The 26,823-nt window shown below is 70.2% G+C and carries 28 protein-coding genes and 1 riboswitch; of the genes, 10 read left to right on the plus strand and 18 right to left on the minus strand.

Features of this window, described 5'->3' with window-relative positions:
* Positions 1-134: 134 nt before the first annotated feature.
* The gene (locus LX14_RS04440) at positions 135-1,436 is read right to left on the minus strand and encodes an HNH endonuclease signature motif containing protein (RefSeq protein ID WP_253646050.1); all 1,302 of its coding nucleotides are present in this window, start codon (positions 1,434-1,436) and stop codon (positions 135-137) included.
* A gap of 292 nt (positions 1,437-1,728) precedes the next feature.
* On the opposite strand from LX14_RS04440, the gene LX14_RS04445 reads away from it, so the two are divergent.
* Together LX14_RS04445 and LX14_RS04450 are read left to right on the plus strand one after the other, a co-directional pair.
* Positions 1,729-2,148, plus strand: a complete 420-nt coding sequence (locus LX14_RS04445) for a hypothetical protein (protein ID WP_253646051.1) — start codon at positions 1,729-1,731, stop codon at positions 2,146-2,148.
* 10 nt (positions 2,149-2,158) lie between these two features.
* The gene (locus LX14_RS04450; RefSeq protein WP_253646052.1) at positions 2,159-2,602 is read left to right on the plus strand and encodes a hypothetical protein; all 444 of its coding nucleotides are present in this window, start codon (positions 2,159-2,161) and stop codon (positions 2,600-2,602) included.
* 45 nt (positions 2,603-2,647) lie between these two features.
* On the opposite strand, the gene fmdA is transcribed toward LX14_RS04450, so the two are convergent.
* Together fmdA and LX14_RS04460 are read right to left on the minus strand one after the other, a co-directional pair.
* Positions 2,648-3,901 (minus strand): formamidase, encoded by a 1,254-nt coding sequence (gene fmdA / locus LX14_RS04455; protein ID WP_253646053.1) that lies wholly within the window; start codon positions 3,899-3,901, stop codon positions 2,648-2,650.
* A gap of 27 nt (positions 3,902-3,928) precedes the next feature.
* Positions 3,929-4,210, minus strand: a complete 282-nt coding sequence (locus LX14_RS04460) for an FmdB family zinc ribbon protein (RefSeq protein WP_301283158.1) — start codon at positions 4,208-4,210, stop codon at positions 3,929-3,931.
* An 86-nt stretch (positions 4,211-4,296) separates the two neighbouring features.
* On the opposite strand from LX14_RS04460, the gene LX14_RS04465 reads away from it, so the two are divergent.
* Positions 4,297-5,091, plus strand: a complete 795-nt coding sequence (locus LX14_RS04465) for an exodeoxyribonuclease III (protein WP_253646055.1) — start codon at positions 4,297-4,299, stop codon at positions 5,089-5,091.
* Here LX14_RS04465 and LX14_RS04470 read toward each other — a convergent pair.
* Together LX14_RS04470 and LX14_RS04475 are read right to left on the minus strand one after the other, a co-directional pair.
* Complete coding sequence (locus LX14_RS04470; protein ID WP_253646056.1) at positions 5,072-5,530, minus strand: limonene-1,2-epoxide hydrolase family protein; 459 nt, start codon at positions 5,528-5,530, stop codon at positions 5,072-5,074. The genes LX14_RS04465 and LX14_RS04470 overlap by 20 nt on opposite strands.
* Before the next feature lie 6 nt (positions 5,531-5,536).
* On the minus strand, positions 5,537-5,881 hold the full coding sequence (locus LX14_RS04475) for a GNAT family N-acetyltransferase (protein ID WP_253646057.1): 345 nt from the start codon (positions 5,879-5,881) through the stop codon (positions 5,537-5,539).
* Positions 5,882-6,134: 253 nt separating this feature from the next.
* Positions 6,135-6,247, plus strand: a riboswitch (TPP riboswitch).
* On the opposite strand from LX14_RS04475, the gene thiC reads away from it, so the two are divergent.
* The gene (gene thiC / locus LX14_RS04480; RefSeq protein WP_253646058.1) at positions 6,238-7,887 is read left to right on the plus strand and encodes a phosphomethylpyrimidine synthase ThiC; all 1,650 of its coding nucleotides are present in this window, start codon (positions 6,238-6,240) and stop codon (positions 7,885-7,887) included. It overlaps the preceding riboswitch by 10 nt.
* A gap of 22 nt (positions 7,888-7,909) precedes the next feature.
* On the opposite strand, the gene thiD is transcribed toward thiC, so the two are convergent.
* From thiD to LX14_RS04510, 6 genes are all read right to left on the minus strand, one after another.
* Positions 7,910-8,755 (minus strand): bifunctional hydroxymethylpyrimidine kinase/phosphomethylpyrimidine kinase, encoded by an 846-nt coding sequence (gene thiD / locus LX14_RS04485; RefSeq protein ID WP_253646059.1) that lies wholly within the window; start codon positions 8,753-8,755, stop codon positions 7,910-7,912.
* A gap of 30 nt (positions 8,756-8,785) precedes the next feature.
* Complete coding sequence (locus tag LX14_RS04490) at positions 8,786-9,553, minus strand: ABC transporter permease (RefSeq protein ID WP_253646060.1); 768 nt, start codon at positions 9,551-9,553, stop codon at positions 8,786-8,788.
* Positions 9,550-10,479: an ABC transporter ATP-binding protein gene (locus tag LX14_RS04495; protein WP_253646061.1), complete on the minus strand. Its 930-nt coding sequence runs from the start codon at positions 10,477-10,479 to the stop codon at positions 9,550-9,552. The genes LX14_RS04490 and LX14_RS04495 overlap by 4 nt, the downstream gene beginning before the upstream one ends.
* Positions 10,480-10,547: 68 nt before the next feature.
* Entirely contained in the window at positions 10,548-11,324 is a 777-nt protein-coding gene (locus tag LX14_RS04500) for a thiazole synthase (RefSeq protein WP_253646062.1), read from the minus strand.
* Complete coding sequence (gene thiS / locus LX14_RS04505) at positions 11,317-11,517, minus strand: sulfur carrier protein ThiS (protein ID WP_253646063.1); 201 nt, start codon at positions 11,515-11,517, stop codon at positions 11,317-11,319. Before thiS ends, LX14_RS04500 begins: the two co-directional genes overlap by 8 nt.
* Entirely contained in the window at positions 11,514-12,575 is a 1,062-nt protein-coding gene (locus LX14_RS04510) for an FAD-dependent oxidoreductase (RefSeq protein WP_253646064.1), read from the minus strand. The genes thiS and LX14_RS04510 overlap by 4 nt, the downstream gene beginning before the upstream one ends.
* Positions 12,576-12,748: 173 nt before the next feature.
* On the opposite strand from LX14_RS04510, the gene thiE reads away from it, so the two are divergent.
* On the plus strand, positions 12,749-13,426 hold the full coding sequence (gene thiE, locus LX14_RS04515) for a thiamine phosphate synthase (RefSeq protein WP_253646065.1): 678 nt from the start codon (positions 12,749-12,751) through the stop codon (positions 13,424-13,426).
* A 170-nt stretch (positions 13,427-13,596) separates the two neighbouring features.
* On the plus strand, positions 13,597-14,064 hold the full coding sequence (locus LX14_RS04520; protein WP_253646066.1) for a hypothetical protein: 468 nt from the start codon (positions 13,597-13,599) through the stop codon (positions 14,062-14,064).
* Positions 14,065-14,083: 19 nt separating this feature from the next.
* Here the strand turns inward: LX14_RS04520 and LX14_RS04525 are convergent, their stop codons facing one another.
* Positions 14,084-14,554 (minus strand): NUDIX hydrolase, encoded by a 471-nt coding sequence (locus LX14_RS04525; protein ID WP_253647887.1) that lies wholly within the window; start codon positions 14,552-14,554, stop codon positions 14,084-14,086.
* Positions 14,555-14,691: 137 nt separating this feature from the next.
* On the opposite strand from LX14_RS04525, the gene LX14_RS04530 reads away from it, so the two are divergent.
* From LX14_RS04530 to LX14_RS04540, 3 genes are read left to right on the plus strand one after another with little or no spacing between them, the layout of a single operon-like run.
* Complete coding sequence (locus LX14_RS04530) at positions 14,692-16,116, plus strand: GlnX family signal transduction membrane protein (RefSeq protein WP_253646067.1); 1,425 nt, start codon at positions 14,692-14,694, stop codon at positions 16,114-16,116.
* On the plus strand, positions 16,113-17,087 hold the full coding sequence (locus LX14_RS04535; protein ID WP_253646068.1) for a glutamate ABC transporter substrate-binding protein: 975 nt from the start codon (positions 16,113-16,115) through the stop codon (positions 17,085-17,087). The genes LX14_RS04530 and LX14_RS04535 overlap by 4 nt, the downstream gene beginning before the upstream one ends.
* Before the next feature lie 6 nt (positions 17,088-17,093).
* The gene (locus tag LX14_RS04540) at positions 17,094-19,478 is read left to right on the plus strand and encodes a serine/threonine-protein kinase (protein ID WP_253646069.1); all 2,385 of its coding nucleotides are present in this window, start codon (positions 17,094-17,096) and stop codon (positions 19,476-19,478) included.
* A 24-nt stretch (positions 19,479-19,502) separates the two neighbouring features.
* Here LX14_RS04540 and LX14_RS04545 read toward each other — a convergent pair whose 3' ends face one another.
* From LX14_RS04545 to pta, 5 genes are all read right to left on the minus strand, one after another.
* Positions 19,503-20,339 (minus strand): ferredoxin family protein, encoded by an 837-nt coding sequence (locus LX14_RS04545; RefSeq protein WP_253647888.1) that lies wholly within the window; start codon positions 20,337-20,339, stop codon positions 19,503-19,505.
* A 56-nt stretch (positions 20,340-20,395) separates the two neighbouring features.
* Positions 20,396-21,622, minus strand: a complete 1,227-nt coding sequence (locus LX14_RS04550) for a cupin domain-containing protein (protein ID WP_253646070.1) — start codon at positions 21,620-21,622, stop codon at positions 20,396-20,398.
* Positions 21,623-21,651: 29 nt separating this feature from the next.
* Positions 21,652-21,900 (minus strand): BatC protein, encoded by a 249-nt coding sequence (locus LX14_RS04555; RefSeq protein ID WP_253646071.1) that lies wholly within the window; start codon positions 21,898-21,900, stop codon positions 21,652-21,654.
* 175 nt (positions 21,901-22,075) lie between these two features.
* Entirely contained in the window at positions 22,076-23,278 is a 1,203-nt protein-coding gene (locus tag LX14_RS04560; RefSeq protein WP_253646072.1) for an acetate kinase, read from the minus strand.
* The gene (gene pta / locus LX14_RS04565) at positions 23,275-25,383 is read right to left on the minus strand and encodes a phosphate acetyltransferase (protein WP_253646073.1); all 2,109 of its coding nucleotides are present in this window, start codon (positions 25,381-25,383) and stop codon (positions 23,275-23,277) included. The genes LX14_RS04560 and pta overlap by 4 nt, the downstream gene beginning before the upstream one ends.
* Before the next feature lie 141 nt (positions 25,384-25,524).
* Here pta and LX14_RS04570 point away from each other — a divergent pair, with 141 nt between their 5' ends.
* The gene (locus LX14_RS04570) at positions 25,525-26,463 is read left to right on the plus strand and encodes an esterase/lipase family protein (RefSeq protein WP_253646074.1); all 939 of its coding nucleotides are present in this window, start codon (positions 25,525-25,527) and stop codon (positions 26,461-26,463) included.
* Between the two features lie 21 nt (positions 26,464-26,484).
* Here the strand turns inward: LX14_RS04570 and LX14_RS04575 are convergent.
* On the minus strand, positions 26,485-26,823 hold a 339-nt coding region (locus LX14_RS04575; RefSeq protein ID WP_253646075.1), incomplete at its 5' end, for an HNH endonuclease signature motif containing protein.

Raw genomic sequence — 26,823 nt, forward strand, 5'->3', positions numbered from 1 at the left:
CCGACGGGTGGGCGTGCCGTCGTGACGGATGACGAGACGGCTCACGAAACGAGAGCAGCTGCGGCAGCAGTGATCCTGACCTGACGCACATCGGTGCGGTGCATGCGACAAGTGGAGACCCCAGCACGTATAGGTCATTCCGCCGACTGACCCACATCCCGTTCAGCCGGGCGTATGTTGCCGTCTGTAGCGACCGCGGGTGCGCGGGATCGATGTTCGTGTCCGGTGGGTGTGGTGATCAGGGCGTCGTGTCGGCCGGTGTCGTCGATCGCGGTGGTGACCTCCCACCCGGCCGCTTCTTTCTGCCGGTTGTGGGTTCGGCATTCACCGAGACCGTTCAGTGCGTCGGTGGGCCCGCCATCGCGGTGCGGGTGGGCGTGGTCGATCTCGGCGATCGGGGCGTCGCAGTACGGGATCCGGCAGGAGATGTCGCGGCGGGTGATGAACCGGCGCAGCCCTGACGGGAAGATCCGGGCGCGGGATTCCATCGCCACGAGGGCGCCGCTGTCGGGGGTGGCGAACAGTCGCCGCAGGGTGACGAGCGCGTCTGCGTCGAGGGCGTCGGCGATCATGCCGCGCGCGGTGTCGGCCGGGACAAGGCCGTAGCCCGCAACCTCCGCGGCGGCGGCGGCGCCGACGAGCACGTCCGCCGACACGACGACGTCGACCGCGACGGCCACATCCTCAGCCCTGGCTTTGCCGGTGAGGCGTTCGAGCAGGGTGTCGGCCATGACCTGCGCGTGGGTGCGGTCGTCGTCTCCGACCAGGCCGTCAGCGTGCTGCTTGAGCGCCGCGTAGGCGGCGATGCCTGCGGTCATCGGTAGCAGCGCCGACAGTTGCACCATGGCATCGGGTTTCGGACGCATCGACACCCGGCGGTCCTTCGGTGCAGTGGCGTTGCGGTCGACCACAGCATGCGGATCACGCTGATAGGCAATCTGCTTGGCCAGCGCCTCGAGCGCCCGGTCACCGACACCGTCGAGCGTCGCGGCGTCTGCGCACAGGGCCTGATCGATGACTCGCCGGTCCTCGACCTGCAGGTACCCGGTCTCCCGGACCAAGATGGTGGCCCGCCACTCCGAGAGCGAGCCTTCGCGCAGCCGAGCGAACGCGTTGGGCATCTCCGCCATCGCCCGCGCGAACCCCAGATGCCGCCCACCCGCGTTACCCGACACCCGCCGCGCCAGCGCGACCTCTGCCGACAATCCGCGGCACCGCCGTTCGACCGGAACCCCGCGCTCGGCCTCAGCGGCGGACCGCAGCTCCTGCAGGCGCAGGGTGTCGGCGGCCTGTCCGGCAGCACAGGCGGCCTTGACCGACTCCATCAGCGAGATCCGGTCAACGGCCTCCGCCTCGTCACCGGCAGCGGGGAGCGCAGCGAGCACAGCCATCACATCGCGCAGCGCTTCCCGCGCGTCGATGCCGATGTGCTCCATACGGACATGTGTACACGAGGGGTCCGACAATGAATACGGCCGAAACCTGCTTGTGCACAACATTTCTGCGCCGTGACGGTCACCCGGTCACCCCACCCGTCGAGTGGGCGGCTGGAGACGTCGAGTGGGCGTTTGGAGACGTCGAGTGGGCACCCGGCGTGACCGTCACCCGCCGTGGAGCGAATTTCGCCATCGGCACGACGGCACCTCTTGCGCCGTCCACCGATCTGTAGAACAGTGTTCCATAGAACACCGTTCTACAAGACGCCGTCGACCTCGATCGGAGCGCACCATGCCAACCCTCCCGTGGGCACCCGGATCCGCACGGACCGGTCTCGACCGAGGCGAGGTCGTGGTGATGGCCTCACGATTTGAGCTCACCTCCTACCGCGACGTGCCGGCGTTCTTCCTGGCCGCGCTCCGCGTCCATCAACAGGTGAGGCGGGCGGACGGGGCGATCGGGGTGTCGCTGGTCGCCCGACCGCTCCACCGCACGTTCTTCACCGTGAGCTCATGGACCGAGCGTGAAGCGGTGACGGCGATGATCCGATGCGAACCGCACCGGTCGGTGATGACCACGTTCCGGGAGTGCACAGCGGACTCCGCGTTCGTGTTCTGGACGGCGCCGGCCGATGTCCGCCCGGACTGGGCGGACGCCTACCGACGACTCGGCTGCGATGTTCGAGGAAAGGCGCCGCGGCCCACGTCGTAACCTGACGACGATGACACTGCGCATGCCTCCGCCGAGCGATCCCGGGCCGCCAGACCCCGGACCGCCGGACCTCGGATCGCCCGACGACGAGCGGCGGCGTCGCACACGCATCCTCATCGCAATCGCTGCAGTCCTCGCACTGTTGGTGATCGTCCTGTCCATCGGGGTGTCGTGCAGCGGTGACGGCGACGACCCGGTCCCCGCGGGGACCACGACGGTGACCAGCACCGTCGAGACGACCACGACGACCACCACCGACGACACCCCCACGCCGACAACCGCCGAGACGACCGAGCAGACGCAGCAGCAGACCACCGAGCAGCAGCAGGCTCCGGCGACGCGCCAGCCGGGCAGGACTCAGGCGCCCGGCCAGCAGAAGAAGCAGGAGAAAGACGACAAGCCGGGTGGTGGCCCCGGGGCTGCCGGGAAGGACGCGCCCGGTCCCCCGAGGTGAGATCGTGCCCCGTGGCGTCGCTCCTCCGCCGCGGGGGCTCGGCTCCTAAAAGCTGGAGTGCGGCGCCCCGATGCCGGGATCGATGGTGACCGGACCCGACGCGCTCGGCGTCACCGGGAAGTCGAAGATCGCCGTCGGCAGGTAGACGGTCGCACAGGCGTTGGGGATGTCGACGACGCCCGAGAGCCGTCCCTCGATCGGCGCGGCCCCGAGCAGCAGGTAGGCCTGCTCCGGTGAGTACCCGAACTTCGTCAGGTAGTCGATCGCGTGCAGACATGCCCGCTGGTAGGCGAGATGGGAGTCGAGATAGCGCTGTTCGCCGTCAAGCGTCACCGACGTCCCCGAGAACGCGAGCCACTCACTGAACTGTGGATCGGTGGTGCCGGGCATGAAGATGGCGTTCTCACTGACGCCGTAGGTGCTCATGCCGTCCCGGATGATGTCGACGCGCAGGTCGATGAACCCGCCCATCTCGATGGCGCCACAGAAGGTGATCTCACCGTCGCCCTGGGAGAAGTGCAGGTCACCCACCGAGAGGTTCGCGCCGTCGACGAACACCGGGTAGAAGATGCGACTGCCCTTGGTGAGGTTCTTGATGTCCTGGTTGCCGCCGTTCTCGCGCGGGGGTGCCGTGCGCGCGGCCTCGGCGGCGGCGGAGTCGAACGCGTCGCCGGTGAGGGTTCCGAGGATGGCGTCCTTCGGCAGGGGCGCCAGCGCCAACGGCGGGACCCGCTCGGGGTCGGTGGCGATGAGCGCCGCCTCCCGGGTGTTCCACGTGGACAACAGATCCGACGACGGTGCCGTGCCCATCAGGCCGGGGTGGACGATGCCGGTGAACTCGACGTGCGGGACGTGGCGCGACGTGCAGCGCTGACCGCTGAAGTCCCAGATCGCCTTGTAGGCGTCGGGGAACTGCTCGGTGAGGAAGCCACCACCGTTGAGGGTGGGGAAGATGCCCGTGTACCCCCACCCCTGCCCGGCCAGCGGACCCGAGTCCTCCTGCGGGATGGGCCCGAGATCGAGGATGTCGACGATGAGCAGGTCGCCGGGCTTCGCACCCTCGACGGCGATCGGCCCCGAGAGCACATGGACGCCGTCGAGCGGGGCATCGCGGATGTCGTCGGCGGAGTCGTCGTTCACGATCGCCCCGTCGAACCACTCGCGGCAGTGCACCCGGAACTCGTCACCCGGCTTCACGGTCACCGCGGCGGGGATGTCGGGATGCCACCGGTTGTGTCCCACCTTCTCCTGCTGTGTGAAGGGCTTGGTGGAGTCGAGGGGAAAGACCAACTCGGGCATGCGATCTCCGTTCGTCGTGGGGACAGATCAGGGTCGCGGGAGGCGACGATGTCGGGGATCGGTGGAGACGCGCCGGGGGGCCGACGAGCGGCCGGGAACGCCGCCGACCACGGCGGGCCGTTCCGCCGTCGCGCGGGTCGCGTCGATGAGTGCCGTCGCCGTCGTGTCCGCACGGACACCGACGGCGGTGACCACCCGACGGGCGTCCGCCCCGCAGGTGTCGCAGTCGACGGCGTCGGGGACGCGCGTCATCGAGAACGATCGTTCGACGTCAGGACACGTCGGACAACGAAAGACGTAGAGCGGCATACGGGCTCCTGCCGGGAGGGCGTGCCACGACGCTACGACCGGCGCGCGGGACTGTCCACACGAACCGCGAACTACGCTGAGGCGTCATGCGCATCGCGACGTGGAACGTCAATTCCATCCGGGCCCGGGCCGAACGTGTCGCCGACTGGCTCGACCGCCACGACGTCGACGTCCTGGCGATGCAGGAGACCAAGTGCTCCGACGACCAGTTCCCGACGATGTCGTTCCTGGCCGCCGGGTACGAGGTCGCGACCGTCGGCGTGAGCCAGTGGAACGGCGTGGCCATCGCCTCGAGGGTCGGCCTCGACGACGTCGCGACGCACTTCCCCGGGCAGCCCGGCTTCGCCAAAGACCCGGAGGCGGACCCCGTCGTCGAGGCGCGTGCCATCGGGGCCACGTGCGGCGGGGTGCGGGTCTGGAGCCTGTACGTACCGAACGGCCGCGCTCTCGACGACCCGCACTACACCTACAAGCTGCAGTGGCTGAGTGCCCTGCACGACGCCGGCGCGCGATGGCTCGCCGGCGATCCCAACGCTGCGGTGGCGCTGACCGGCGACTGGAACATCGCCCCGACCGACGAGGACGTCTGGGACGTCGAGTACTTCGCCGACAAGACCCACACCTCGGAACCGGAGCGATCGGCGTTCTCCGCGATCGTCGACGCCGGTTACGCCGACGTGGTCCGTCCGTTCACCCCGGGCGAGTTCACGTACTGGGACTACACCCAGCTGCGATTCGCGCGCCGCGAGGGCATGCGCATCGACTTCGCCCTGTGCTCTCCGGCGCTCGCCGCACGTGTCAGCCACGCCGAGATCGACCGGCAGGAACGCAAGGGCAAGGGCGCGAGCGATCACGCGCCCGTCATCGTCGACGTGGACTGACGGACCCGGTGGACGTGGCGCGACCGTCCGGTAGCGCCGGCCTCAGCGGGGGCACGACCACACCCAGGACCCCGCGGGCCGCGGCCGCGAGCATCGCGACGGCGTCGAAGTAGTCCCGCCACAGCGTGATCCGTCCGTCCCGCACCTCGAACACCCCGCAGACCCAGAACGTCATCACGAACGGACCGAACGCCAGCAGGTCGGTGCGTTCGTTGAGAACCGCGCCGTCCTCATCGCCGGTCGCGCGGTGGACGACGACGTCGAAGCGACCGACGCGGGTGAAGCGACGGAACAGCGCGATGGTCGAGCGGGCGGAGCGGATGCTGGGAAGTCCGACGTTCTGGTAGAGCAGGTCGTCGTCGAGGAGCTCGGAAGCGCGTCCGAGGTCGGCACGCGCGAGGGCGTGCAGGAAATCGTCGACGACCTCGACCTGACTCATCGACACTCAGACAGCGACAGCGGCGTAGCCGGGGTGCGTGGTGAGGAAATGGCGGGTGAACGTGCACACCGGGCGGACCTTGCCGCCGCTGTCGACGACATGCTGCAGGGCGCCGACGGTCAGCTTCGACGCGAGACCGTGGCCGGTGAACTCGTCGTAGAGGACCGTGTGCAGCACGGTCAGGACCTGCTGCCCGCCAACGTCCTCCACGGAGTACCCGAGCACGCCGACGAGGTCGCCCGCGACGTACAGCTCGAACCGATCACGCTCCGCGTTGTGTCTGACCTCGGACAACTGGTGCAGGATCGACTGCGCGGACTGTTCTGGCCTCTTCTTGCGTCGGACGTGCATCGCCACCTCCCTCGGGTTCATCGTCGCCTCTCGTGGCTCGTCGTGTGACTGCGATCACACTAGCGCTCACCGTACCTACGTAGGCGTAGTTATGCTTTTGTTCAGTCATTCGTGACCATCCCGACGCACCCCCGCTGGAGCCGGTCACAGCCCGGTTCACGCCGCACTTCCGTATGACGCAGGCGAGCCCCATCCGGTTCCACGGCGCACCGCGTACGCTCTCGTCGGGGCCGCAGTCCGGCCCCGACACAACTGCACATTCCACGGGGGCTCTCACGTACCGAGGGCTGAGATGGCGGCAGGCGGCCGCCGACCGACTGAACCTGACCGGGTAATGCCGGCGTAGGGAGCACTCGATGACGACCGATTCCGTCACGTCCATCACCACCGGCCCCATCCGTGGGAGCCACAAGCATCTGCACGAGGTCGACGGCATGTCGGTGCCGTTCCGCCGTGTCGAACTCTCGACCGGTGACCACCTCGACGTCTACGACACCTCCGGCCCGTACACCGCCGACGTCCCGCACACCGACCTCGACGCCGGACTCCCCGCCATCCGTGACACGTGGGAACACCCCGACCCCGTCGACGGCGCGTCGACCCAGTTGGCCTGGGCCCGAGCCGGACTCGTCACACCGGAGATGCGGTACATCGCCACGCGCGAGGGTGTCGACGTCGAACTCGTGCGGTCCGAGGTCGCCCGCGGCCGTGCGGTGATCCCCGCGAACCACAGACACCCCGAGTCCGAGCCGATGATCATCGGCAAGGCGTTCGCGGTGAAGGTCAACGCCAACATCGGCAACTCGGCGGTCACGTCGTCGGTGGCCGAGGAGGTCGAGAAGATGGTGTGGGCCACCCGCTGGGGTGCCGACACGATCATGGACCTCTCGACCGGCGACGACATCCACCTCACCCGCGAGTGGATCATGCGCAACTCCCCCGTGCCCGTGGGGACCGTGCCGATCTACCAGGCTCTGGAGAAATGCAAGGGCGACCCCACCGCACTGACCTGGGAGATGTACCGCGACACCGTGATCGAGCAGGCGGAGCAGGGTGTCGACTACATGACCGTGCACGCCGGGGTGCTCCTGCGGTACGTACCGCTCGCCGCACACCGGGTCACGGGGATCGTCTCGCGCGGTGGGTCGATCATGGCGGCGTGGTGTCTCGCGCACCATCAGGAGTCGTTCCTCTACACCCACTTCTCCGAGCTGTGCGAGATCTTCCGCCGCTACGACATCACCTTCTCCCTCGGCGACGGCCTGCGTCCCGGGTCGATCGCCGACGCCAACGACGAGGCGCAGTTCGCCGAACTCCGGACGCTCGGCGAGCTGACGACGATCGCCAAATCCCATGGTGTGCAGGTGATGATCGAGGGACCCGGTCACATCCCGATGCACAAGATCGTCGAGAACGTCCGACTCGAGGAGGAGCTGTGCGAGGAGGCGCCGTTCTACACCCTCGGGCCGCTCGCCACCGACATCGCACCCGCCTACGACCACATCACCTCGGCGATCGGCGCGGCGATGATCGCTCAGGCCGGCACCGCCATGCTCTGCTACGTGACCCCGAAGGAGCACCTCGGTCTGCCGGATCGTGACGACGTCAAGGTCGGGGTGATCACCTACAAGATCGCCGCGCACGCAGCCGATCTCGCGAAGAACCATCCCCGGGCGCAGGAACGCGACGACGCCCTGAGCCGGGCCCGGTTCGAGTTCCGGTGGAACGACCAGTTCAACCTCGCGCTCGACCCGGACACGGCGGTGGCCTACCACGACCAGACGCTGCCCGCCGAGCCCGCCAAGACCGCGCACTTCTGCTCCATGTGCGGACCGAAGTTCTGCTCGATGCGGATCTCGGCGGACGTGCGTGCCTTCGCCGAGGACAACGACCTGCGCACCCAGGCCGACATCGACGCCATGCTCGCCCGCGAGATGGACCGCAAGTCCGAGGAGTTCGTGGCGAGCGGCAAGAACGTCTACCTGCCGATCGAACCGGTCGGCTGACCGCCCGACGGGTCGCGTGGACTCAGTCCCGCGCGACCCGCCAGAGCGGGTTCACCGGGCCGTGTCCCGCACCGAGCGGATACGACCACCGGATGGACTCGCTGACCCACTCCTTGGCGAACCGCGCGGCGTCGGGGACCGACTTCCCGTGTGCCAGTGCGCACACCATCGCCGAGGCGAGGGTGTCGCCGGCACCGTGGTCGTGCGGGGTGTCGATGCGCTCGTGCTCGAGCCGGAGGAAATCGGTGCCGTCGTAGAGGATGTCGGAGCTGTGCGGGCTCGAGCGCAGGTGCCCGCCCTTCACGATCGCCCACTGGGCGCCCATCGCGTGCAGCGCCACCGCCGCCTCGCGCTGCGTGTCCTCGTCGACGACCTCGATGCCCGTGATCAGGACGACCTCGTCGAGGTTGGGCGTGACCACCGTCGCGATGGGGATGAGCCGCTCGCGTAATGCGGTCATGGCCTCGACGGCGAGCAGACGGTCACCGTGCATCGATGCGCACACGGGGTCGACGACGAGCGGTATCGGCCGGTCGCGTCCGATGCCGACCTCGGCCGCCACGTCGACGATGGCGTCGATGATCGCGCCGGTCGCGAGCATCCCGGTCTTCACCGCACCGAGGCCGATGTCCTCTGCGACGACACGGATCTGGCCGGCGACGGTCTCCGGCGGTACTGGGTGGACACCGGTCACGCCGAGCGTGTTCTGGACGGTCACCGCGGTGACCGCGACACACCCGTGGACGCCTGCGAGCGCCATCGTGCGCAGGTCGGCGGCGACACCGGCACCACCGCCGGAATCGGTACCGGCGACGGTCATCGCGCGGACGGGCGTCTGTCCGAGGGGAGCTGTCGGCAGCAGGTTCACGGACTCGAATCTACGCCGACGGACGCGGCCTCAGGCGTCGCGGCGCATGGTCACGACGACTCCGCCGGCGAAGATGGCGATCGCCCACACCGCGAAGTAGAGCAGCGACCCGTAAGGCCCCCAGGGGAAGTCGATGCTGTCCCCGACGGCGCTCTCGCTGATGAAGTGTGTCGCGTTGTTGAACGGCAGGTAGGGACCGATCGCGCTGACCTTCGGGATGGCCCCGATGATGCCCTCGAGCGCCAGCGACCAGATCAGCAGGATCACGATCGCACCGGCGCTCTGACGCACCAGTGCACCGATGCCCAGACCGATGAGCACGCAGAGCACCGCGTAGACGGGGATGCCCCAGTACTGCCGGACCGCCTCGGAACCGGTGAGGTCGATCGACGACCCCGCGTCGCCCGCGAGGGCCTTGCCGAGCACGATCGCGACGACCGCGAGGACGAGGGTCACGACCCCCGACAGGCCGCCGTAGACGATGGCCTTCGCACCCAGGACCACCTCGCGGCGCGGGATGGCCTGGAAGGTGGTGCGGATGGTCCCGAACCGGAACTCGCTGGTCACCGCGAGGACCGCCATGATCATCAGGACGATGACACCGATCTGGGACACCCCGATCGCGAAGAACGACGGGTCGCGCAGGTCGGAGGTGTCGCTGGTGCTGGTGCTCGCCGAGAGCACCCCGATGAGCACCGAGATGAGGATGCCCAGGACGACGACGATGCCGACGCACCAGTAGGGCGAGCGGGTACTGAGCAGCTTGATCCGCTCGGCGTCGATGGCGTGGCTGATCATCGTGTCCCTCCCTGCGGCCCCGCGGAGCCGTGATACTGCACTTCGTTCGCGGTCAGCGACATGAACACGTCCTCGAGCGAGGCGACACTGCCCGAGAGTTCGTTCAGGACGATGCTGTTCGCCGCCGCGATCTCACCGACGCGGTCGGTGGTGACGTCGGGGACGGTCATGACGGGCGACCCGTCGGACTTGGGCGCGGGGTGCAGACCCTCCGCCTCGAGGAGCCGATGGAGCTCGGGCAGTTGCGGACTGCGCACGGTCACCGTGCGCTGCGCCTGGCTGGTGAACTCGGTGACCGAGCAGTCGGCCATGAGTCGGCCCTTGCCGATGACGATGAGATGGTCCGCGGTCAGGGACATCTCGGTGAGCAGGTGGCTCGAGACGAGCACGGTGCGGCCCTGCGTCGCCAGTGCCTTCATGAACTTGCGGATCCAGACGATGCCCTCGGGGTCGAGACCGTTCACGGGCTCGTCGAACAGGAGTACGCCGGGGTCCCCCAGCAGCGCTCCCGCCAACCCGAGTCGCTGGGACATGCCGAGCGAGAAGCCGCCGGCACGTTTGCCGGCCACCTCCGACAGACCCACGTCGGCGAGGACCTGGTCGACGCGCTGCGCCCCGATCCCGCTAGCCGCGGCCATCCACCGCAGGTGCGAGCGCGCGGAACGGTTGGGGTGCACCCACTTCGCGTCGAGCAGGGCGCCGACCTGCCGCAGCGGGTCCTGCAGGTCGCGGTACGGCTGCCCGTTGATGGTGGCGGTGCCCGAGGTGGGGTTGTCCAGACCGAGGATCATCCGCATCGTCGTCGACTTGCCTGCACCGTTCGGGCCGAGGAAGCCGGTGACCATCCCCGGCTTCACGTCGAACGTGAGGTCGTCGACGGCACGGGTGGCCCCGTACGTCTTCGTCAGTCCCTGCACTGTGATCACAGCCGCGACTATGCCAGCCGCCCCGGGTGACGACATCGGACGAAGGGTGGACGTCGCGACGGCGGGCGTCAGTCGGGGGTCGGGGACCAGTCCAGGTCCGGCGAGGACGCGTGCGCCCAGAACCGCCGCGGTATCCGACCCGCATGGCGCGCCAGATGGCCCGCCTGCACCGCATGCGCCATCGCCGTCGCCATCGCGACCGGGTCGTCGGCACGGTTGACCGCGGACGCCAACAGGACGGCGTCGCACCCGAGTTCCATCGCCAGCGCCGCGTCGCTCGCCGTCCCCACCCCCGCGTCGAGCACGACCGGGACGGTCGCGGCGGCAACGATCATCTCGATGTTGTGCGGGTTCGCGATGCCCAGCCCGGTGCCGATGGGCGACCCGAGCGGCATCACCGCCGCGACACCGGCGTCCTGGAGTCGGGACGCCAGGACGGGGTCGTCGTTGGTGTAGGCCATCACGTCGAAACCGTCGGCGACGAGCTGGTCGGTCGCGTCGAGGAGTTCGACGGGGTCCGGCAGTAGCGTGCGGTCGTCGCCTGCGATCTCGAGTTTGACCAGGGTCGTCTGCAGCGCCTCCCGCGCGAGCTGCGCGGTGAGCACCGCCTCCGCCGCCGTCCGCGTGCCCGCGGTGTTCGGGAGGACCTCGATGTCCAGTGACCGCAGCAGGTCGACGACGCCGCTCGAGCCGCCGGCACCCGCCCGACGCATGGCGACGGTGGTCAGCTCGGTGCCCGACGCCTGCAGCGCCCGCCGGAGGACATCGTGGTTGGCGGCACCGCCGGTGCCCATGATGAGGCGCGAGCCGAAGGTCCTGCCCGCGACGAGGAACGCGTCAGCCACCCTGCACCGCCGTCAGCACCTCGACCCGGGCACCGGCCGAGACGCCGTCCTCCCAGGTCGAGCGGGGGCGGACACTGCCGTCGACGGCGACCGCCACGCCCTGGTCGGGCAGGTCCAACACCCGCAGCAGGTCGCTCACGGAGATGTCGTCGTCGACGTCGTGGTCGGTGCCGTTGACGGTCACGGTGATCATGCGAACCTCCGGGGGTGCAGGGTGTCCGACCACCGGTGCGTGGGGCGGTCGGCGAGGGTGTCGAGGACGATGTCCGCGGTCAGCGGGGCGAGCAGGATGCCGCCGCGCCCGTGTCCGGCCGCGACGACGGTGCGGGCGTCGATCCGCCCGATGAGCGGCAACCCGTCGGGGGTGAGCGGGCGGAACCCGGCGCCGGACTCGGCCAACCGGTACTCGGCCAGCCCCGGCATGAGGTCGCCGACGTCGCGCAGCAGGTCGGCGACACCGCCGACGCGGGGTGCGGTGTCGGCGTGATCGGACACCTCGTACTGCGTGGCGCCCACCACCACCCCGTCGGGACGCGGGACGACGTAGACGGGCCGCCCGTGCCACCGGGCGCGGACCACCACCGACGGCGGGGCGGGCGCGGTCGGCGGCCGGTGCAGGCGCAGCACCTCGCCCTTCTCGATGCGGACGGGGACGTCCGCCACGACGGAGGGCACCCACGCCCCCGCGGCGACGACGACCTGATCGGCGTGGAGGTCGGCCAGGTCGTCGACGCGGTGGACACACCGGCGGACACCCTCGGCGCCGCCCGCTGTCCGCAGCGCCGCGAGCAGGCCCCGGTTGTCGACAGCTCCCTCGCCCCGCACCAGGTGGCCGCGTCGTACGCCCGCCAGACCCGGTGCCCGCGTGCGGATGTCACCGGCACCGACCGTCTCGACGGGGTGCGCCCGGCCGGAACACCAGTCGGTGACCGCGGCGAGCTCGGTGAGGTCGGATCGGTCGCCGCCGACCAGCAGGGTGTCGTGGGCGACGAGCACGTCCGCGGCACCGAGGTCGTCGACGAACCCCGGCCAGCAGGCGGCGGCCGCCGCGGTCAGTTCGAGGGCGTCGTCCTCGCCGATGCGCGCCTCGCCCACCACGCCGAGCATCCCGGCCGCGACGGACGACCCCGACGCCGCGCGTCCGTCGTCGACGACCGTGACGTCCCACCCGGCACGCGCGGCACGCCAGGCGACGGCGGCGCCGACGACTCCTGCGCCGACGACGGCGAGGGTGGGACGGGACGGACTCATGGCGATGCGGCCTTCCTTCGCCGGCATTACCCGGATCAGGTGTGACGGTCGGCGACGGATGGTGTCGCGATCTCAGCCCGGCCGTTCCCCGAGCCCCCGTGTGTGTCGGTTCGCCAGCCTACGCGCCGACGCGACCGCAGCCGGACCGTCGCGCGTCGCTACCGTGCACTCCTGTGGACCCCCGCACGCGACTGGCCGACGCCCGCCTCTACCTGTGCACCGACGCCCGGCGTGACCGCGGCGACCTGATGGCCTTCCTCGACGCCGCCCTCGCCGGCGGTGTCGACATCGTGCAGTTGCGCGACAAGGGATCCGAGGGTGAGCGCACGTTCGGGGCGCTCGAGGCGCGGGAGGAACTGGAGATCCTCGCCGCGATGCGCGTGGTAGCCGACCGCCACGGCGCCCTGCTGGCCGTGAACGATCGCGCCGACATCGCCGCCGCCGCCCGCGCCGACGTCCTGCACCTCGGTCAGGACGACCTCCCGCCCGCCGCCGCCCGAGCGATCGTGGGACCCGACGTGGTCATCGGTCGCTCCACCCACGACCCCGACCAGGCCGACGCCGCCGACGACGACGTCGACATCGACTACCTCTGCGTCGGCCCGTGCTGGGCCACACCGACCAAACCGGGCCGGGCGGCTGCCGGCCTCGACCTGGTCTCGCACGCGGCCGGTCGAGCACGGCGACTCCCCTGGTTCGCCATCGGCGGCATCGACGCCGAGCGGCTGCCCGAGGTCACAGGCAGGGGTGCGGAGCGCGTGGTGGTGGTCCGCGCGATCACCGGCGCCGACGACGCAGGCGCGGCGGCGCAGATCCTGCGCGGGGCACTTCCCGGGGCGAGGAGATCTTGATCGGGGCGCCGACCCGGTCTAGCCTCGTCCTCACCATGACTCGCGCACTCGTAGTAACCCGCCGCAGCGGGGTCTGACACGACCGACCCCCCGTCTGCGGGTCGTTGCGCTCTCTCTCCTCTCGGTCACTTTCTCCCCGCGCCACGGCGCGATGACAGAAGACCACCGTCATGACCACTCTGATCGACCACCGGGATCCGTCCACCACCTGCGCCGCGACCCGATTCGCCGCGCCGCTGCCCCGGCCCGTCCGCGCGGACGCCGAACGTCTCGCCTGGGATGACTTCGTCGGCACCTATGCACCGACCGGTGCTGGCGGGACGCGTCTCGGCAGCTGGGACTCCTGCCCCGCCCGCAACGACCTCACCGACTACCGCGCGACCATCGCCGTCGACGGACGCATCTGGTCGCTGCGGGAGTCCGCCTGTGGTCCGCTCGCCGCGGCCACGGCGATGCTGCACGCGCTCGGGTGCGGCGTGGAGATCACGGGACTGCACCAGCAACGTCTCGGTTCCCGGGTCGCGATGCTCGTCGAGGTCGACCGGTGCGGCCGCCGGGCCTGGGGCCTCGGAATCGACGGATCGGGCGATCGCGCGGGCGTCCTGGCCCTCCTCGCGGCCCTCGACCGCGCCGTCTGACCGGGCCGGGCCGACCTCTCTACAGCGTGCGCAGCCGTGTGCGCAGTGTCGGCCACGCCTGGGCGAAGGCGGGGTGCAGGGGGAGGTCGTCGACGGCGTCCTCGGGCACCCAGCGCAGTTCGGCCGACTCCAGGTTGGCGACGGTCGCGAGCTGCTCGTCGACCTCGGCGATGACCGTGGTGTAGGTCCACCCGCTGGTCGCGGTGTGTGTGACCACCTCGTCGCGGACGGTCAGCGCGGCCGGCGTGATCCCGGCTTCCTCCCCCGCCTCGCGCACCGCGGTGTCCACGGCGGTCTCATGGGAGTCCCGTGCACCGCCCGGCAGCGCCCACGTGCCGCCCTGGTGCGACCACAGCGCGCGGTGCTGCAGGAGCACCGCGCGCGCCCCCGTGTCCACCGGTGCGCGCAGCAGGAGTCCGGCCGCGCCATGCAGTCCCCAGTACCGGGCGCCGTCCGGGTCGAACACCCACCCGTCACCGTCTCCACGCACCTGCGTGCCTCCCTCGCCGTCGTGGCCGGGGGTGTGCCCGGCCGACGAACCCACGGTAAACACCTCGCCCGGGTTTAGAGTCGACCACAGCCCCGCGCGAGGAGCGCGGCGACGGCGAGACGAAAGAGGTACCGGTTGTGACCGGCGACGCGGCGTCACTGCGCTCCCGGCTGAACCGTGGTGGTGTGGCCTCGCGCGACCGGTCGTCGCGGCGCGCCGACCGCGGCCCGCGACTCACCCGCACCGAACGCCGTGAACTGATCACGCTCGCCCGGGAACAGGCACGGTCGCCGTTGTCGAGTGTCCGACGCCTCGCCGGAACCACGCCGGGACGACTCCTGCTCATCACGTTCCTGCTCGTCCTCGTGATCCTGGGCAACGGGTGGTACGCGTCGGTGTCCCTGGACAGCCGCACCGACGCCCTGCGCCAGACCATCAGCGACACCGAGCCGATCGCGGAGTCCTCGCAGATCCTCTACAGCAACCTGTCCATCGCCGACGCGTCCGCCAACGCGGCGTTCATCTCCGGGGGACTCGAACCCGCGTCTCTGCGCAACCGCTACGCCACCGCGATCGCCACGGCGTCGCGGGCGCTCATCGAGGCCGCCGGGGGCACCGCCGCCGAGAACGACACCGTCCGGGCCGACCTGGGGACCCTCGCCGAGCAGCTGCCCGTCTACACGGGCCTCATCGAGTCGGCCCGGACGAACAACCGGCTCGCCAACCCGGTCGGCTCGGCGTATCTCAGCGAGGCGTCCAACCTCATGCAGACGACGATCCTGCCCGCCGCGGAGCGTCTCTACAGCGCCCGCGCCACCGCTCTCGCCGATCCGCAGAACCGTTTCACGACGCCACCGTGGGTGGTCTACGTGACGCTCGGCGTCGTGCTCCTGGCGTTGATGGCCACCCATCGGTACCTGTCGCAGCGCACCCGTCGACGGTTCAACCTGGGGCTGGTGTTGGCGATCCTGCTCACCGTCGTGGCGATCGTCTGGGTGCTCGTCGGGTCGTTGCTGTCGGTGTCGTCGGTGGACACCGCCGAACGCCGCGGCGCCGAGCCGCTGCGCGAGCTCACCTCGGCCCGCATCCTCGCCCAGCAGGCGCGGTCGTCGGAGACGCTGGCGCTGGCCCGCCGCGGCGACCAGGATGCCCTGCAGCAGCGCGTGGCGTCGGCGTTCTCGCGGATCACCACCGCCCTCGACGACTACCGGGCCGACGCCCGCACCGACACCGACAGGTCGATCGCCGACCGCGCGGAGGGTGCACTGGGGGCCTGGAAGGACGCGCACGAGGCGGCCAACGACATGTCGTCGGCCGGCGACATCCCCGGCGCGACCGCCATGGCCGTCGGTTCCGGGTCCAACGGGGCCGCAGCCGCCTACACCGCTCTCGACGAGGCCCTCATCGACGGGATCCGCACCACACGCACGGCGTTCCGCGACGACATCAACACCGCGCGCGTGGTCATCGGGTACGCCGGGACCGGGGCGCTCGTCCTCGGGGCGATCGCCGCGGTGATGACCGTGCTCGGGATGGTCCCCCGGATCCGGGAGTACCGATGACACCGCGGCGACTGTTCTGCCTGCTGGCGCTCCTCGTCACGCTGGCCACCTGCGCGGGGTGTGTGCGTGCCCCGGCACCGCCGGATGCGGTGCCCTCGGCGCAGGCGACCACCCCCACCCCACCCGGCCTCACCACCGACGCGCCGCGGGAGACGACCACAGCGTCCACGTGCGACCTCGGCAGCCTGCGTCCCACCCCGCTGCCGCGCCCCGGGTTGATGCCGCGGGGTTCGGCGATGGAGCAGATCTTCGCCCGCGGCCGGCTCATCGTCGGCCTGGACGTCGGATCGAACCTGTTCAGCTTCCGCGACCCCGTCAGCGGTGACATACAGGGCTTCGACGTCGACATCGCCAAGGAGATCGCGCGCGCGATCTTCGGCGACCCCCAGCGCGTCGAGTACCGCATCCTCACCTCCGGCGACCGCATCCCCGCGCTGCAACAGCGCGACGTCGACGTGGTGGTCAAGACCTTGAGCATCACCTGCGACCGCCTGCAGGACATCGCCTTCTCGACCGTCTACTACGAGGCCAGCCAACGGATCCTCGCGCTGCGGAACTCGACGATCAGCACCGCCGCGGACCTCGCGGGCAAGCGGGTGTGCGCCGCGCGCGGCACCACATCGATCGCCCGCCTGCAGCAGCAGGTCCCCACCGTGCGCATGACCACGGTCCCCACGTGGGCCGACTGCCTGGTGGTGCTGCAGCAGGGCGGGGTGGACGCGGTGTCGACCGACGACGCGATCCTCGCCGGTCTGGCCGAACAGGACCCCTACGTCCACGTCGTCGGGTCGAGCCTCGGCGATGAGCCGTATGGCATTGGCATGAACAAGGATTCACCGGATCTGGTGCGGTTCGTCAACGCGGTGTTGGACAAGATCCGCGCGGACGGGACGTGGTACTCGATCTACAATCGGTGGCTCTCCATCCTGGGGCCGGTCTACTACCCGCCCCAGCCGCGCTACCGGGACTGAGAGGAGGTGGCGCAGCGCGTGCACGACGAGTCCGATGTCGCCACCCAGGCGGCCGTCCCCGACGTCGCCACCCAGGCCGCGGTCCCCGATGTCGCCACCCAGGCCGCCGTGCCCGATGTCGGCACCGTCGCGGCCTCCCCCGACACCGACCAGACCACCGACGACACCGGCACGCGTGTCCCCCCGTCCGCCCAGGCACTGACGAGCCGGGTCACGCGCAAGCGCCGCCGGCTGGGCACCGGCCTCGTCGACGTCACCTGGGTCCGCGACATCGAGCCCGACGACGCGGTGATGGACAACCCCGTCATCCCCGAGTCCAAGCGCCACTGCTGGCAGTGCGGGACGTCGCTCGGCCGCGCGGAGGGCGCCGGGGAGGGTCCGCTCACCGGGCACTGCCCGAACTGCGGTGTGCGATACTCCTTCGTCCCCGGTCTGGCGCCGGGCACCGTCGTCGCCGACCAGTACGAGATCCGCGGGGCCATCGCCCACGGCGGGCTCGGGTGGATCTATCTCGCCGTCGACCGCAACGTGGCCGACCGCGTCGTCGTGCTCAAGGGCCTGTTGAACTCCAAGGACGACGAGGCCCAGGCCGTCGCGTTCGCCGAACGGCAGTTCCTCGCCGCCGTCTCGCACCCCAACATCGTCAAGATCTTCAACTTCGTCGAACACACCGACGACAACGGCAACACGTTCGGCTACATCGTCATGGAGTACGTCGGCGGGGCGACGTTGAAGAGCCTCACCGCGCCCGCCGACGATTCGTCCGCGCGCACCCAGCTCCCGCCCGAGGAGGCCATCGCCTACGTCCTCGAGGTCATGCCGGCGGTCTCCTACCTGCACTCCGTCGGTCTGGTGTTCAACGACATCAAGCCGGAGAACATCATGATCGGCGGACAGGAGGTCAAGCTCATCGACCTCGGCGCCGTCTCCGCGATCAACGGGTACGGCCACCTCTACGGCACACCGGGATTCCAGGCCCCGGAGATCGTCTCCACCGGACCGCAGGTGGCGACGGACATCTACAGCATCGGCCGCACGCTGGCCGTGCTCGCCGTCGACATGCCCATGGACAACGGGCGCTACCTCGACGGGATGCCGTCGGCCGAGGACTCCCCCGTCCTCGCCGAGAACGAGTCCTTCCGTCGACTGCTGCTGCGCGCCACCGACCCCGACCCGGACGAGCGGTTCGCCTCGGCCGACGAGATGACCGGCCAGATGGTGACGGTGCTGCGCGAGATCGTCGCCCGCCACACCGGCGTCCCCCGCCCCGCGCTGTCGACCGTCTTCACCCCGCAGCGCACGACGTTCGGGACCGATCTGATGCTCGGACCCGTCGACGGCTTCTTCGACCCGGTGAACTCCGAGACCTTCCTCGACCCCGACGACATCGCGGCGGCACTGCCGGTGCCCCTCGTCGACCAGTCGGATCCGGCCGCGGGGTTGCTCACCTCGGCGGCGCTGTCGGAGCCGAACCAGACCCTGGACACCATCCGCTCGGCGAAGCAGGACGGGCTGTCGTCGCTGATCGGCACCGACCCCTCCGACGACCACCCGTCTCTCGAGGTCGACCTCGCCGAGGCACGCGCCTACATCGAGCTGCGCGACGTCGACACCGCTCTGGGTCTGCTCGACATCACCGCGCGCCACCACCAGCACTCCTGGCGCATCGAGTGGTATCTCGGGCTGTGCGCCCTCATCAACGGGGAGGCGGAACTCGCCCACGATCGGTTCTGCGCCGTGCTGTCCGCCATGCCGGGCGAGGTGGCACCCAAGCTCGCCGTCGCCGCGACCGCCGAGCTGATGGGCCGGTGGCAGCGCGCCGGGGGCAGCGGGGACACCGGCGGCGAGGCGGCGGAGCGGGATTCCGCGGTGGCACGGTGGTACCAGAAGGCGCGCCACGAGTACTGGACGCTCTGGCAGACCGATCGCGGGATCGTCACGGCCGCCTTCGGTCTCGCGCGGATGCGGTTCGCCGCCGGCGACATCGCAGGCACGGTCTCCGCGCTCGACGAGGTGCCCGCGACGAGTCGCCACTTCACGACCGCCGCGTGCACCGCGGTGCTCGCCCTCGTCCACGGGCGGCCGCCGGACGCCGTCACCGGCGATCAGCTGCGTGAGGCGGCGCGTCGTCTGGCCGCCATGTCCGACGCCGAGCCCCGCAAGCCACGGTTGTCGATCATGGTGTTGGGCACCGCGCTGGGGTGGTTGGCGGTCAACCCGGACCGCGCGTCGGACGGGGTGACCCTGCTCGGCTTCCCGTTCACCGAACACGGTCTCCGCGAGGGTCTCGAGACGTCGCTGCGACGACTGGCACGGTCCACCGTCGACCGCACCCAGCGGTTCCGCCTGGTCGACCTCGCGAACGTGATCCGACCACGAACCCTGTTCTGAGGCCTCAGATCCACCGTCGAGGGTTCAGGCCCAGTCCATCGACGCGCACTCGAAGCGTCGGACACTGCCGGGGAGCGTCGCGCGGCACATGGTCAGCACGGTGTCCTCGGAGAGGTACGAGCGGACGGTCACCACGAGGCGACGGCCGTCGCCGCCGTCGAGAGTCACGCGGGCGAGGGTCTCCTCCACCTGGATCTCGAGGGGCGCCCACGCATCGATGCGATCGTCGCCGGTGTCCTGGCGGGCGAAATGTTGTGCCGCCTGGACGTGGTGGGACCAGCAGGTCCGTCCGCGCAGATGCGTTGTGTCGACGCGACCTTCCCTGTGCTTGCGCATGATCTCGAGCGGGTCCGCGCTGTCGACCCGCCCGTACGACAGGCCCTCGGGCAGTACCAGCATCGTCGCGGCGAAGCGATCGCCTCCGAGATGCGAGCACTCCCACGTCTCATCGGGGTACTCCGCGTGCAGTGCCGCTGCCACACCACGTCCCCGGACGGCGCAACAGGTGTCGTGCTTTCCGTGCGCGCACACCGCGATGAACGGGGCGGGGACCGGCTCACCGGTCGATCCGTCGAGGGGGATGTCGAGATAGGCAGCGGGACCGTCGACCTCACCGCCGACAAGCGTCGGACCGTCGGGGCTGGTGTGGGCGATGAACCAGCGCCACCGACGCGTCTGATCGCGACGACCGTGCTTGCGGACGGCCACGATCCGCATCGACGCCGCCTCGGCACGCCGCACGATCGAGAGCCCGAGCGCGGGGTCGATCACGGTCGGGGACTCCAGGAACGCCGACGATCCCCACGGGCCGCACAACTCCAGCATCAGCCAGGCCGCACCGGCCGAGGCCGTCGCGAACATCGGTTCGTCGGCGGCCAGTGACCGGTTGCTGCAGGGAAGGGAGACGGCGGGCGTCGTCACCGGCTCACCGCGACGACCACGGACTCCCGCAGCAGACGGCGGAGCAGGACGGCGGAGTCGGCCTCGTCGAGTCCCGGCAGCGACGACACGTCGGCCACGTTGCCGTCGACGAGATGCCGTATCGCGGCGGTGCACACGGCGGGGAAGGAGATCGTCCGGTCGGCCAGCCGGAGGTGGACCCGTTCGGCGTCGTCGGTCACGCTCGCGATGAGTCCGTGCCGCCAGGCCACCTGCACAGACGACACCGAGGAGATCGCGTCGAGCGTCGCGAGCGGCCGCACTGCGACAGGTCTTGTGCGCGACGCCATCTCGCGTGTGAGGTCGTCGGCGACAGCCGAGCCCCACTCGTGCGCGCGGTCGCGGAGCTGGTCGGCGAAGGCGAGCAACGCCTTCGTCGCCTCGGCCTCGAGTGCGGCGTGGTCGGTGGGATCGACCCCCATCGGCAACGACGTGCGCAGGTCCGTGACGGCGGCGGCGACACGGTCGACCGCGGCACGCACGACGTCGACGCGGGTCAGGGCCGGGATCCCGATGGTGAGGTGGATCGACGTCTCGTCGGTCGTCCGCGCCGAGTGCAGCCAGCCACGCGGCAGGTAGAGGGCGTCGCCGGGAGCGAGGGTGGTGTCGATGTGGGGCGGGTGCGCCACGCGCTCGGTGATCGCCGAGCGGTGATCGGTCCACGGCTGCGACGACAGCGGGCTCTCGACGACGGGCTCGTGCACGGTCCAGTGCTTGTGCCCGGAGATCTGGAGGACGAAGACGTCGTGGACGTCGTGGTGGGAGTCGAAGCCCTGGCTGCCCGGCGGCGTGATGTACGCGTTGGCCTGCACGGGATGTCCGAGGTCGTCGACGAGTCCACGGACGAAGTCGATGACGGGCGGCCACAGTCGGTGCAGTCCCTGCAGGACGATGGAGGCGCCGTCGGCGAACGCGGCGAGCGCCTTGGCGGAGTCGACCTGGTCGCCGATCTCGGCGCCCACCCCGGCCGGCGACAGGAACGCGTCGCGACCCAGCAGCGAACCGTTCTTCGCCATGCGGATGAAGGGTGCCCGCACACCGCGCTCCGCGAGGAGTTCGTCGACCGCTGCCGGTGACAGCAGGTCGGAGAAGTCGCGGGGGAGGTCGGCGGCAGGACTGAGCAGGGGTCGGACACCCCAGTGGTTCGCGGCGAACGTCGACGGATCGACGGCGACGCACCTCGTCAGGGTGTCCGACCTCTGCATGTGTTCAGCCTTGCTGTGAGCGGGGTGTGTCAGGCGGTGCCGTCGGCGCCGCCGTCGTGGCCGTTCGGGTTCGAGCCGCCGTCGGCCGGACCCTCGCCCGCGGAGCCGTCGGCGCCGCCGTCGTGGCCGTCGGGGTTCGAGCCGCCGTCGGCCGGGCCCTCGCCCGCGCTCGCGGTGCCGTCGGCGCCGCCGTCATGGCCGCCCGGGTTGGAGCCGCCGTCGGCCGGGCCTTCGCCGCCCGCGCCCGAGGTGGTGATGTCGTTGTCGTCCAGTGCCATGGTGGCCCTTTCGTCGGCCCCGCTCCGGGCGAGGCGTATGGGTGGATCTCATCTCTGTCTACCACCGTCGGTGTCGGCCACAACGCGTCTTGGCGAGCCGACGCAGACGGTCACGGTGTACCCCGCGGTGTCCGGGTCAACCCCCTGCGATCGCGGGGGTATTCCCCCGGCGCCGTCAGCTGCCGTCGACGAGTTCCGCGGCCTTGCGCGCTATGGCGAGTTCCTCGTCGGTGGGGACGACGAGGACGGCGACCGACGAGTCGTCGGGCGAGATGCGCCGGGCGTCGTGCGAGCGGACCGCGTTGGCGTCGGGGTCCACCGCGATCCCGAAACCGTCCATCCCGGCCAGTGCGTCGGCGCGGACCGTCGTCGCGTTCTCCCCCACGCCGGCGGTGAACACGATCGCGTCGACACGGCCGAGGTCGATCATGTAGGCACCGATGTAGCGGCGCAGTCGGTGGATGTAGACGTCGTAGGCGAGTCGGGCGCGCTCGTCACCCTCGTCGATGCGGGCGGTGATGGTGCGGAAGTCGTTGTCGCCGCACAGACCCTTCAGCCCGGAGCCGCTGTTGAGCATTCGGTCGACGGCGTCGATGTCCATGTCCGCGACCCGCTCGAGATAGGCGACGATCGCCGGGTCGAGATCGCCGCTGCGCGTGCCCATCACCAGCCCCTCGAGCGGGGTGAGTCCCATCGAGGTGTCGACGGCCCGACCGGCCCGTACCGCCGACGCCGACGCGCCGTTGCCGAGGTGGAGCACGATGAGGTTCAGCGCCGACGCGGGCCGGTCGAGGAACTCGGCGGCCACGCCGCTGACGTACTCGTGCGACGTCCCGTGGAAGCCGTAGCGGCGGATGTCATGTCGTCGGGCGATCTCGTCGTCGATGGCGTAGGTGGCCGCGTGGGCCGGGAGGTCGTGGAAGAACGCGGTGTCGAACACGGCGACCTGCGGCACGTCGGGCAGGATCTCGCGCATCGCCTGGACACCGGCGAGGTTGACCGGGTTGTGCAGGGGCGCCAGGCTGCTGAGCTCGTCGATGGCGGTGACGACGTCGTCGTCGATGAGGACGGGATCGCTGAAGCGTCGCCCGCCGTGCACGACCCGGTGACCGACGGCCAGCAGGTCGGCGGAGCGCAGATCGGTACCCGCGGCGGCGAACAGGTCCAACGCGGTGTGCAGGGCATCGCGGTGGTCGGCGATGCCGCCCTCCGACTCCCGGGTTCGACCACCCTGCTCGTGACGCGCGGAGGCGTCGTCGGAGCCGATGCGCTCGACGATCCCCGTCGCGACCCGCTCACCGGAACCCGGGTGCAGGAGTTGATATTTGAGCGACGACGAGCCGGCGTTGAGGACCAGGACGGTGTCGGCGGCGGTCATCGGTTGTCCGCCAGCGCCTGCGCCTGGATGGCCGTGATGGCGACCGTGTTGACGATGTCGGAGACCAGCGCGCCACGGGAGAGGTCGTTGATCGGCGCGGCAAGCCCCTGCAGGACCGGGCCGATCGCCACCGCACCGGCGCTGCGCTGCACGGCCTTGTAGGTGTTGTTGCCGGTGTTCAGGTCGGGGAAGACCAACACCGTCGCACGGCCGGCGACATCGGAGTCGGGCATCTTGCTCTTCGCGACGCTCGGCTCCACGGCGGCGTCGTACTGGATCGGTCCCTCCACCAACAGATCCGGGTCGCGGTCGCGGACCAGCTCTGTGGCCTCACGCACCTTGTCCACGTCGGCGCCGGAGCCCGACTCACCCGTCGAGTACGAGAGCAGGGCCACCCGCGGTTCGATGCCGAACTGCGATGCGGTCGCGGCCGAGGAGATGGCGATGTCGGCGAGTTGCTCCGCGCTGGGATCGGGAACGATCGCGCAGTCGCCGTACGCGAGAACGCGATCGGCGAGGCACATGAAGAACACGCTCGAGACCGTCGACACACCCTCGGTCGTCTTGACGATCTCGAACGCCGGCCGGATGGTGTGTGCCGTCGTGTGCGCGGCGCCCGAGACCATCCCGTCGACCATCCCCGCGTGCACCATGAGGGTCCCGAAGTACGAGACGTCACTGATGACGTGGTGCGCGCGGTCGAGGTTGACACCCTTGTGCGCGCGGAGGTCGGCGTAGGTCTGCGCGAACTGCTCCCGATGCTCGGACTTCTGGGGATCGATCACCTCGGCGTCGGAGAGGTCGATACCGAGTTCCTGTGCGCGCGAGTGCACCTCGTCGACGTTGCCCAGCAGGGTGAGGTCGGCGACACCCCGACGCAGCAGACGCCCCGACGCGCGCAGGATGCGGTCGTCGGTGCCCTCCGGCAGCACGATCCGCTTCCGGTCGGACTTCGCCCGCGCGACGAGCTGGTACTCGAACATCTGCGGCGTCACGACGGTGGGCGCGGAGAGTCGCAGCTTGTCCAGGAGGCTGTCGGAGTCGACGTGGTTCTCCATCAGCGTGAGGGCGGCGTCGATCTTGCGGACCGATTCGACGCCGACCCGACCGCGGGCGTGTGCCGCCGTGCGGGCGGTCTCGTAGGTGCCCTGCTCGCAGGTGATGATCGGCAGCGCCGGGCGCAGTCCCTCGACCAGGGACTCGATCATCGGGTGCGGCTTGATGCCGCCGTTGAGGATGATGCCGGAGAGCTTCGGGAAGCCCTGCGCCGCATTGGCGGTGACGAGGGCGAGCAGGACGTCGGACCGGTCGGCGGGTGCGATCACCGCGACGCCGTCGGTGAGACGTTCGAGGATGTGCTCGGCGGTCATGCCACCGACCATCACGCTGAGCGCCTCACGGTCGAGCAGTTCACGGTCGCCGCTGAACAGCTCACCGTCGAGCGCCGTCATCAACTCGTTCATGGTGGGCGCGACGAGGACCGGGTCCTCCGGCAGCGCCCATGCGGGTAGTCCGGTGCCCTCGAGGCGCTCCCGGATGGTGTCGAGGTCGTCGGGGTCGCAGCGGTTCGCGATCAGCGCGACGGCCTGCGCGTGTTCGCCGCGGATCTCCGACAGGCACACCTCGGCGAGCGAGACGATCTCGTCGGGACTCCGGTCGGCCGCCTTGAGGGCCAGCAGCATCGGGGTGCCCAGATTGGCCGCGATGCGTGCGTTGAAGCTCAGCTCCGACGGGCTGGCGACGTCGGTGAAGTCCGAACCGATGACGAGCACGGAATCGCACTGCTCCTCGACGGCGTGGAACCGGTCGACGATTTCGGCCAGCGTCGCCTCCGGATCGCTGTGGACGTCCTCGTAGGTGACGCCGATGCACTCGTCGTAGGACAGCTCCACCGAGTCGTGCTCCATGAGGAGTTCGAGGATGTAGTCGCGTTCGCCGGAGGCCGCCCGCGAGATGGGCCGGAAGACGCCCACCCGTCCGCCGGTGGCCGCGAGCAGGTGCAACGCGCCCAACGCGATCGTCGACTTGCCCGTGTCCCCCTCCGGTGACGCGATGTAGATGCTGCTCGACGTGCCGGGGAGTCCCTCGGGACTGTCTGCGCCCATGGGCACAGCCTAGGGCGTGACCGGATCGGGACGTTCCTGCGATCCGATCGAGTGTTCAGACGATCGACGGCGCCGTCCCGACGGAGTTTCATGATCATGATGCGGCGATTCACTATGTCGATGTCAGGGTGTGCAGTGGCGATGGGGATCATCGCGGCCCAGACGGTGGCTGTGGCGTCTGCCGCGCCCCCGCCTGCGGTGATCTCGCTGGTCCCGACAGCGGACGCGCCGACGTTCCGCACCGTCGTCGACGTGCGCCGCTATGCCGTCGACCATCCCGATGCTCGGCCCGCCGGTGCCAACAAGTGGTCCTGCCGGCCCACGCCGCGGCACCCCCGCCCGGTGTTCCTGCTGCACGGCACGGACTCGAGCGCTTACGCCGACTTCTCGCAGATCTCGCCCCTGCTGGCGGGCCAGGGGTTCTGCGTGTTCGCGATCAACTACGGCGGGGCGGCCGGTGCGACCACCTTCGGCACGCAGGACATCCGGGCGGGCGCACCAGCCGTGCGGGAGTTCGTCGACCGGGTGCGGGCCTCGACGGCGGCGGCGGCCGTCGACGTCGTCGGGTACTCCCAGGGTGCGACGGTCGCCCGCTATGTCGTCGACAAGCTCCGCGCGGCGCCTGTCGTGGCGCACTGGGTTGGGCTCGCCCCACCGAGCCACGGCAGCACGTTCTACGGACTCGGGTTGCTCACCCGCATACCCGGGGTGAGTGGTCTGGTGTCACCGAAGCCGGTGAACGAGTCCATGCTGCAGCAGGTGGCCGGGTCGGATTTCCTGCGTGACCTGAACTCCCCGACCGAGACGGTCCGCGGCGTGCGGTACCTGACCGTCCGCACCGCCGTCGACGAGGTGATCCAGCCGTCGAGCAGCGGCATCCTGCACGGCCCCGACGCACGGGACGTGCTGGTCCAGGACCGATGTCCCGTCGACCTGACCGGCCACTTCCGCATGCCCTACGACGCGGTCGCCCAGAACCTGCTCCTCGAGGAACTCGGCGGGACACCCGTCGCGGGAGCCTGCCGGCCTGTCGCACTCGGGACAGGCATCGCGGACGTCATCCTGAACGCCCGGCGCTGACGGGTCTCCCGCCGCTCCGTGTCAGAACGGTGGTGGGTCGGCGTCCTCGGCGCGTTCGATGGCGCGGAGATGCGCCGCGCGTTCTGTGTCGCGTCGGGTTGCGAGTGTGGTTCTCGCGGGATGGTTCTCGGGTTTCCTGGGTGGTCCGAGGGCGGGGAAGATGTCGATGCCGGTGTAGGCGTTGCCGAGGAACATGTGTCCGGTCGGGGATTCGAAGAACGCCTCGCCCAGGGGTGTCTGGTAGTCGCGCCACCGTGTGTCGAAGGTTTTGATGCGGTGGTGGAACCGGCACAGGGGTTTCAGGTTGTCCCGGGTCGTCTGACCACCAGAGTCCGGGTTGTGGTGGTCGAACGGGGTGGT

The sequence above is a fragment of the Williamsia deligens genome, from assembly GCF_024171765.1.
In the GTDB taxonomy this organism is placed as follows: Bacteria; Actinomycetota; Actinomycetes; order Mycobacteriales; family Mycobacteriaceae; genus Williamsia_A; species Williamsia_A deligens.

Excerpts from the sequence above, each read along its gene's own strand:
- LX14_RS04440 (WP_253646050.1), bottom strand. The coding sequence starts at position 1,436 with ATGGAGCACATCGGCATCGACGCGCGGGAAGCGCTGCGCGATGTGATG.
- LX14_RS04445 (WP_253646051.1), top strand. The coding sequence starts at position 1,729 with ATGCCAACCCTCCCGTGGGCACCCGGATCCGCACGGACCGGTCTCGAC.
- LX14_RS04450 (WP_253646052.1), top strand. The coding sequence starts at position 2,159 with ATGACACTGCGCATGCCTCCGCCGAGCGATCCCGGGCCGCCAGACCCC.
- fmdA (WP_253646053.1), bottom strand. The coding sequence starts at position 3,901 with ATGCCCGAGTTGGTCTTTCCCCTCGACTCCACCAAGCCCTTCACACAG.
- LX14_RS04460 (WP_301283158.1), bottom strand. The coding sequence starts at position 4,210 with ATGCCGCTCTACGTCTTTCGTTGTCCGACGTGTCCTGACGTCGAACGA.
- LX14_RS04465 (WP_253646055.1), top strand. The coding sequence starts at position 4,297 with ATGCGCATCGCGACGTGGAACGTCAATTCCATCCGGGCCCGGGCCGAA.
- LX14_RS04470 (WP_253646056.1), bottom strand. The coding sequence starts at position 5,530 with ATGAGTCAGGTCGAGGTCGTCGACGATTTCCTGCACGCCCTCGCGCGT.
- LX14_RS04475 (WP_253646057.1), bottom strand. The coding sequence starts at position 5,881 with ATGCACGTCCGACGCAAGAAGAGGCCAGAACAGTCCGCGCAGTCGATC.
- thiC (WP_253646058.1), top strand. The coding sequence starts at position 6,238 with ATGACGACCGATTCCGTCACGTCCATCACCACCGGCCCCATCCGTGGG.
- LX14_RS04490 (WP_253646060.1), bottom strand. The coding sequence starts at position 9,553 with ATGATCAGCCACGCCATCGACGCCGAGCGGATCAAGCTGCTCAGTACC.
- thiS (WP_253646063.1), bottom strand. The coding sequence starts at position 11,517 with ATGATCACCGTGACCGTCAACGGCACCGACCACGACGTCGACGACGAC.
- LX14_RS04510 (WP_253646064.1), bottom strand. The coding sequence starts at position 12,575 with ATGAGTCCGTCCCGTCCCACCCTCGCCGTCGTCGGCGCAGGAGTCGTC.
- LX14_RS04520 (WP_253646066.1), top strand. The coding sequence starts at position 13,597 with ATGACCACTCTGATCGACCACCGGGATCCGTCCACCACCTGCGCCGCG.
- LX14_RS04535 (WP_253646068.1), top strand. The coding sequence starts at position 16,113 with ATGACACCGCGGCGACTGTTCTGCCTGCTGGCGCTCCTCGTCACGCTG.
- LX14_RS04545 (WP_253647888.1), bottom strand. The coding sequence starts at position 20,339 with ATGTTCGCGACGGCCTCGGCCGGTGCGGCCTGGCTGATGCTGGAGTTG.
- LX14_RS04550 (WP_253646070.1), bottom strand. The coding sequence starts at position 21,622 with ATGCAGAGGTCGGACACCCTGACGAGGTGCGTCGCCGTCGATCCGTCG.
- LX14_RS04555 (WP_253646071.1), bottom strand. The coding sequence starts at position 21,900 with ATGGCACTGGACGACAACGACATCACCACCTCGGGCGCGGGCGGCGAA.
- LX14_RS04560 (WP_253646072.1), bottom strand. The coding sequence starts at position 23,278 with ATGACCGCCGCCGACACCGTCCTGGTCCTCAACGCCGGCTCGTCGTCG.
- pta (WP_253646073.1), bottom strand. The coding sequence starts at position 25,383 with ATGGGCGCAGACAGTCCCGAGGGACTCCCCGGCACGTCGAGCAGCATC.
- LX14_RS04570 (WP_253646074.1), top strand. The coding sequence starts at position 25,525 with ATGGGGATCATCGCGGCCCAGACGGTGGCTGTGGCGTCTGCCGCGCCC.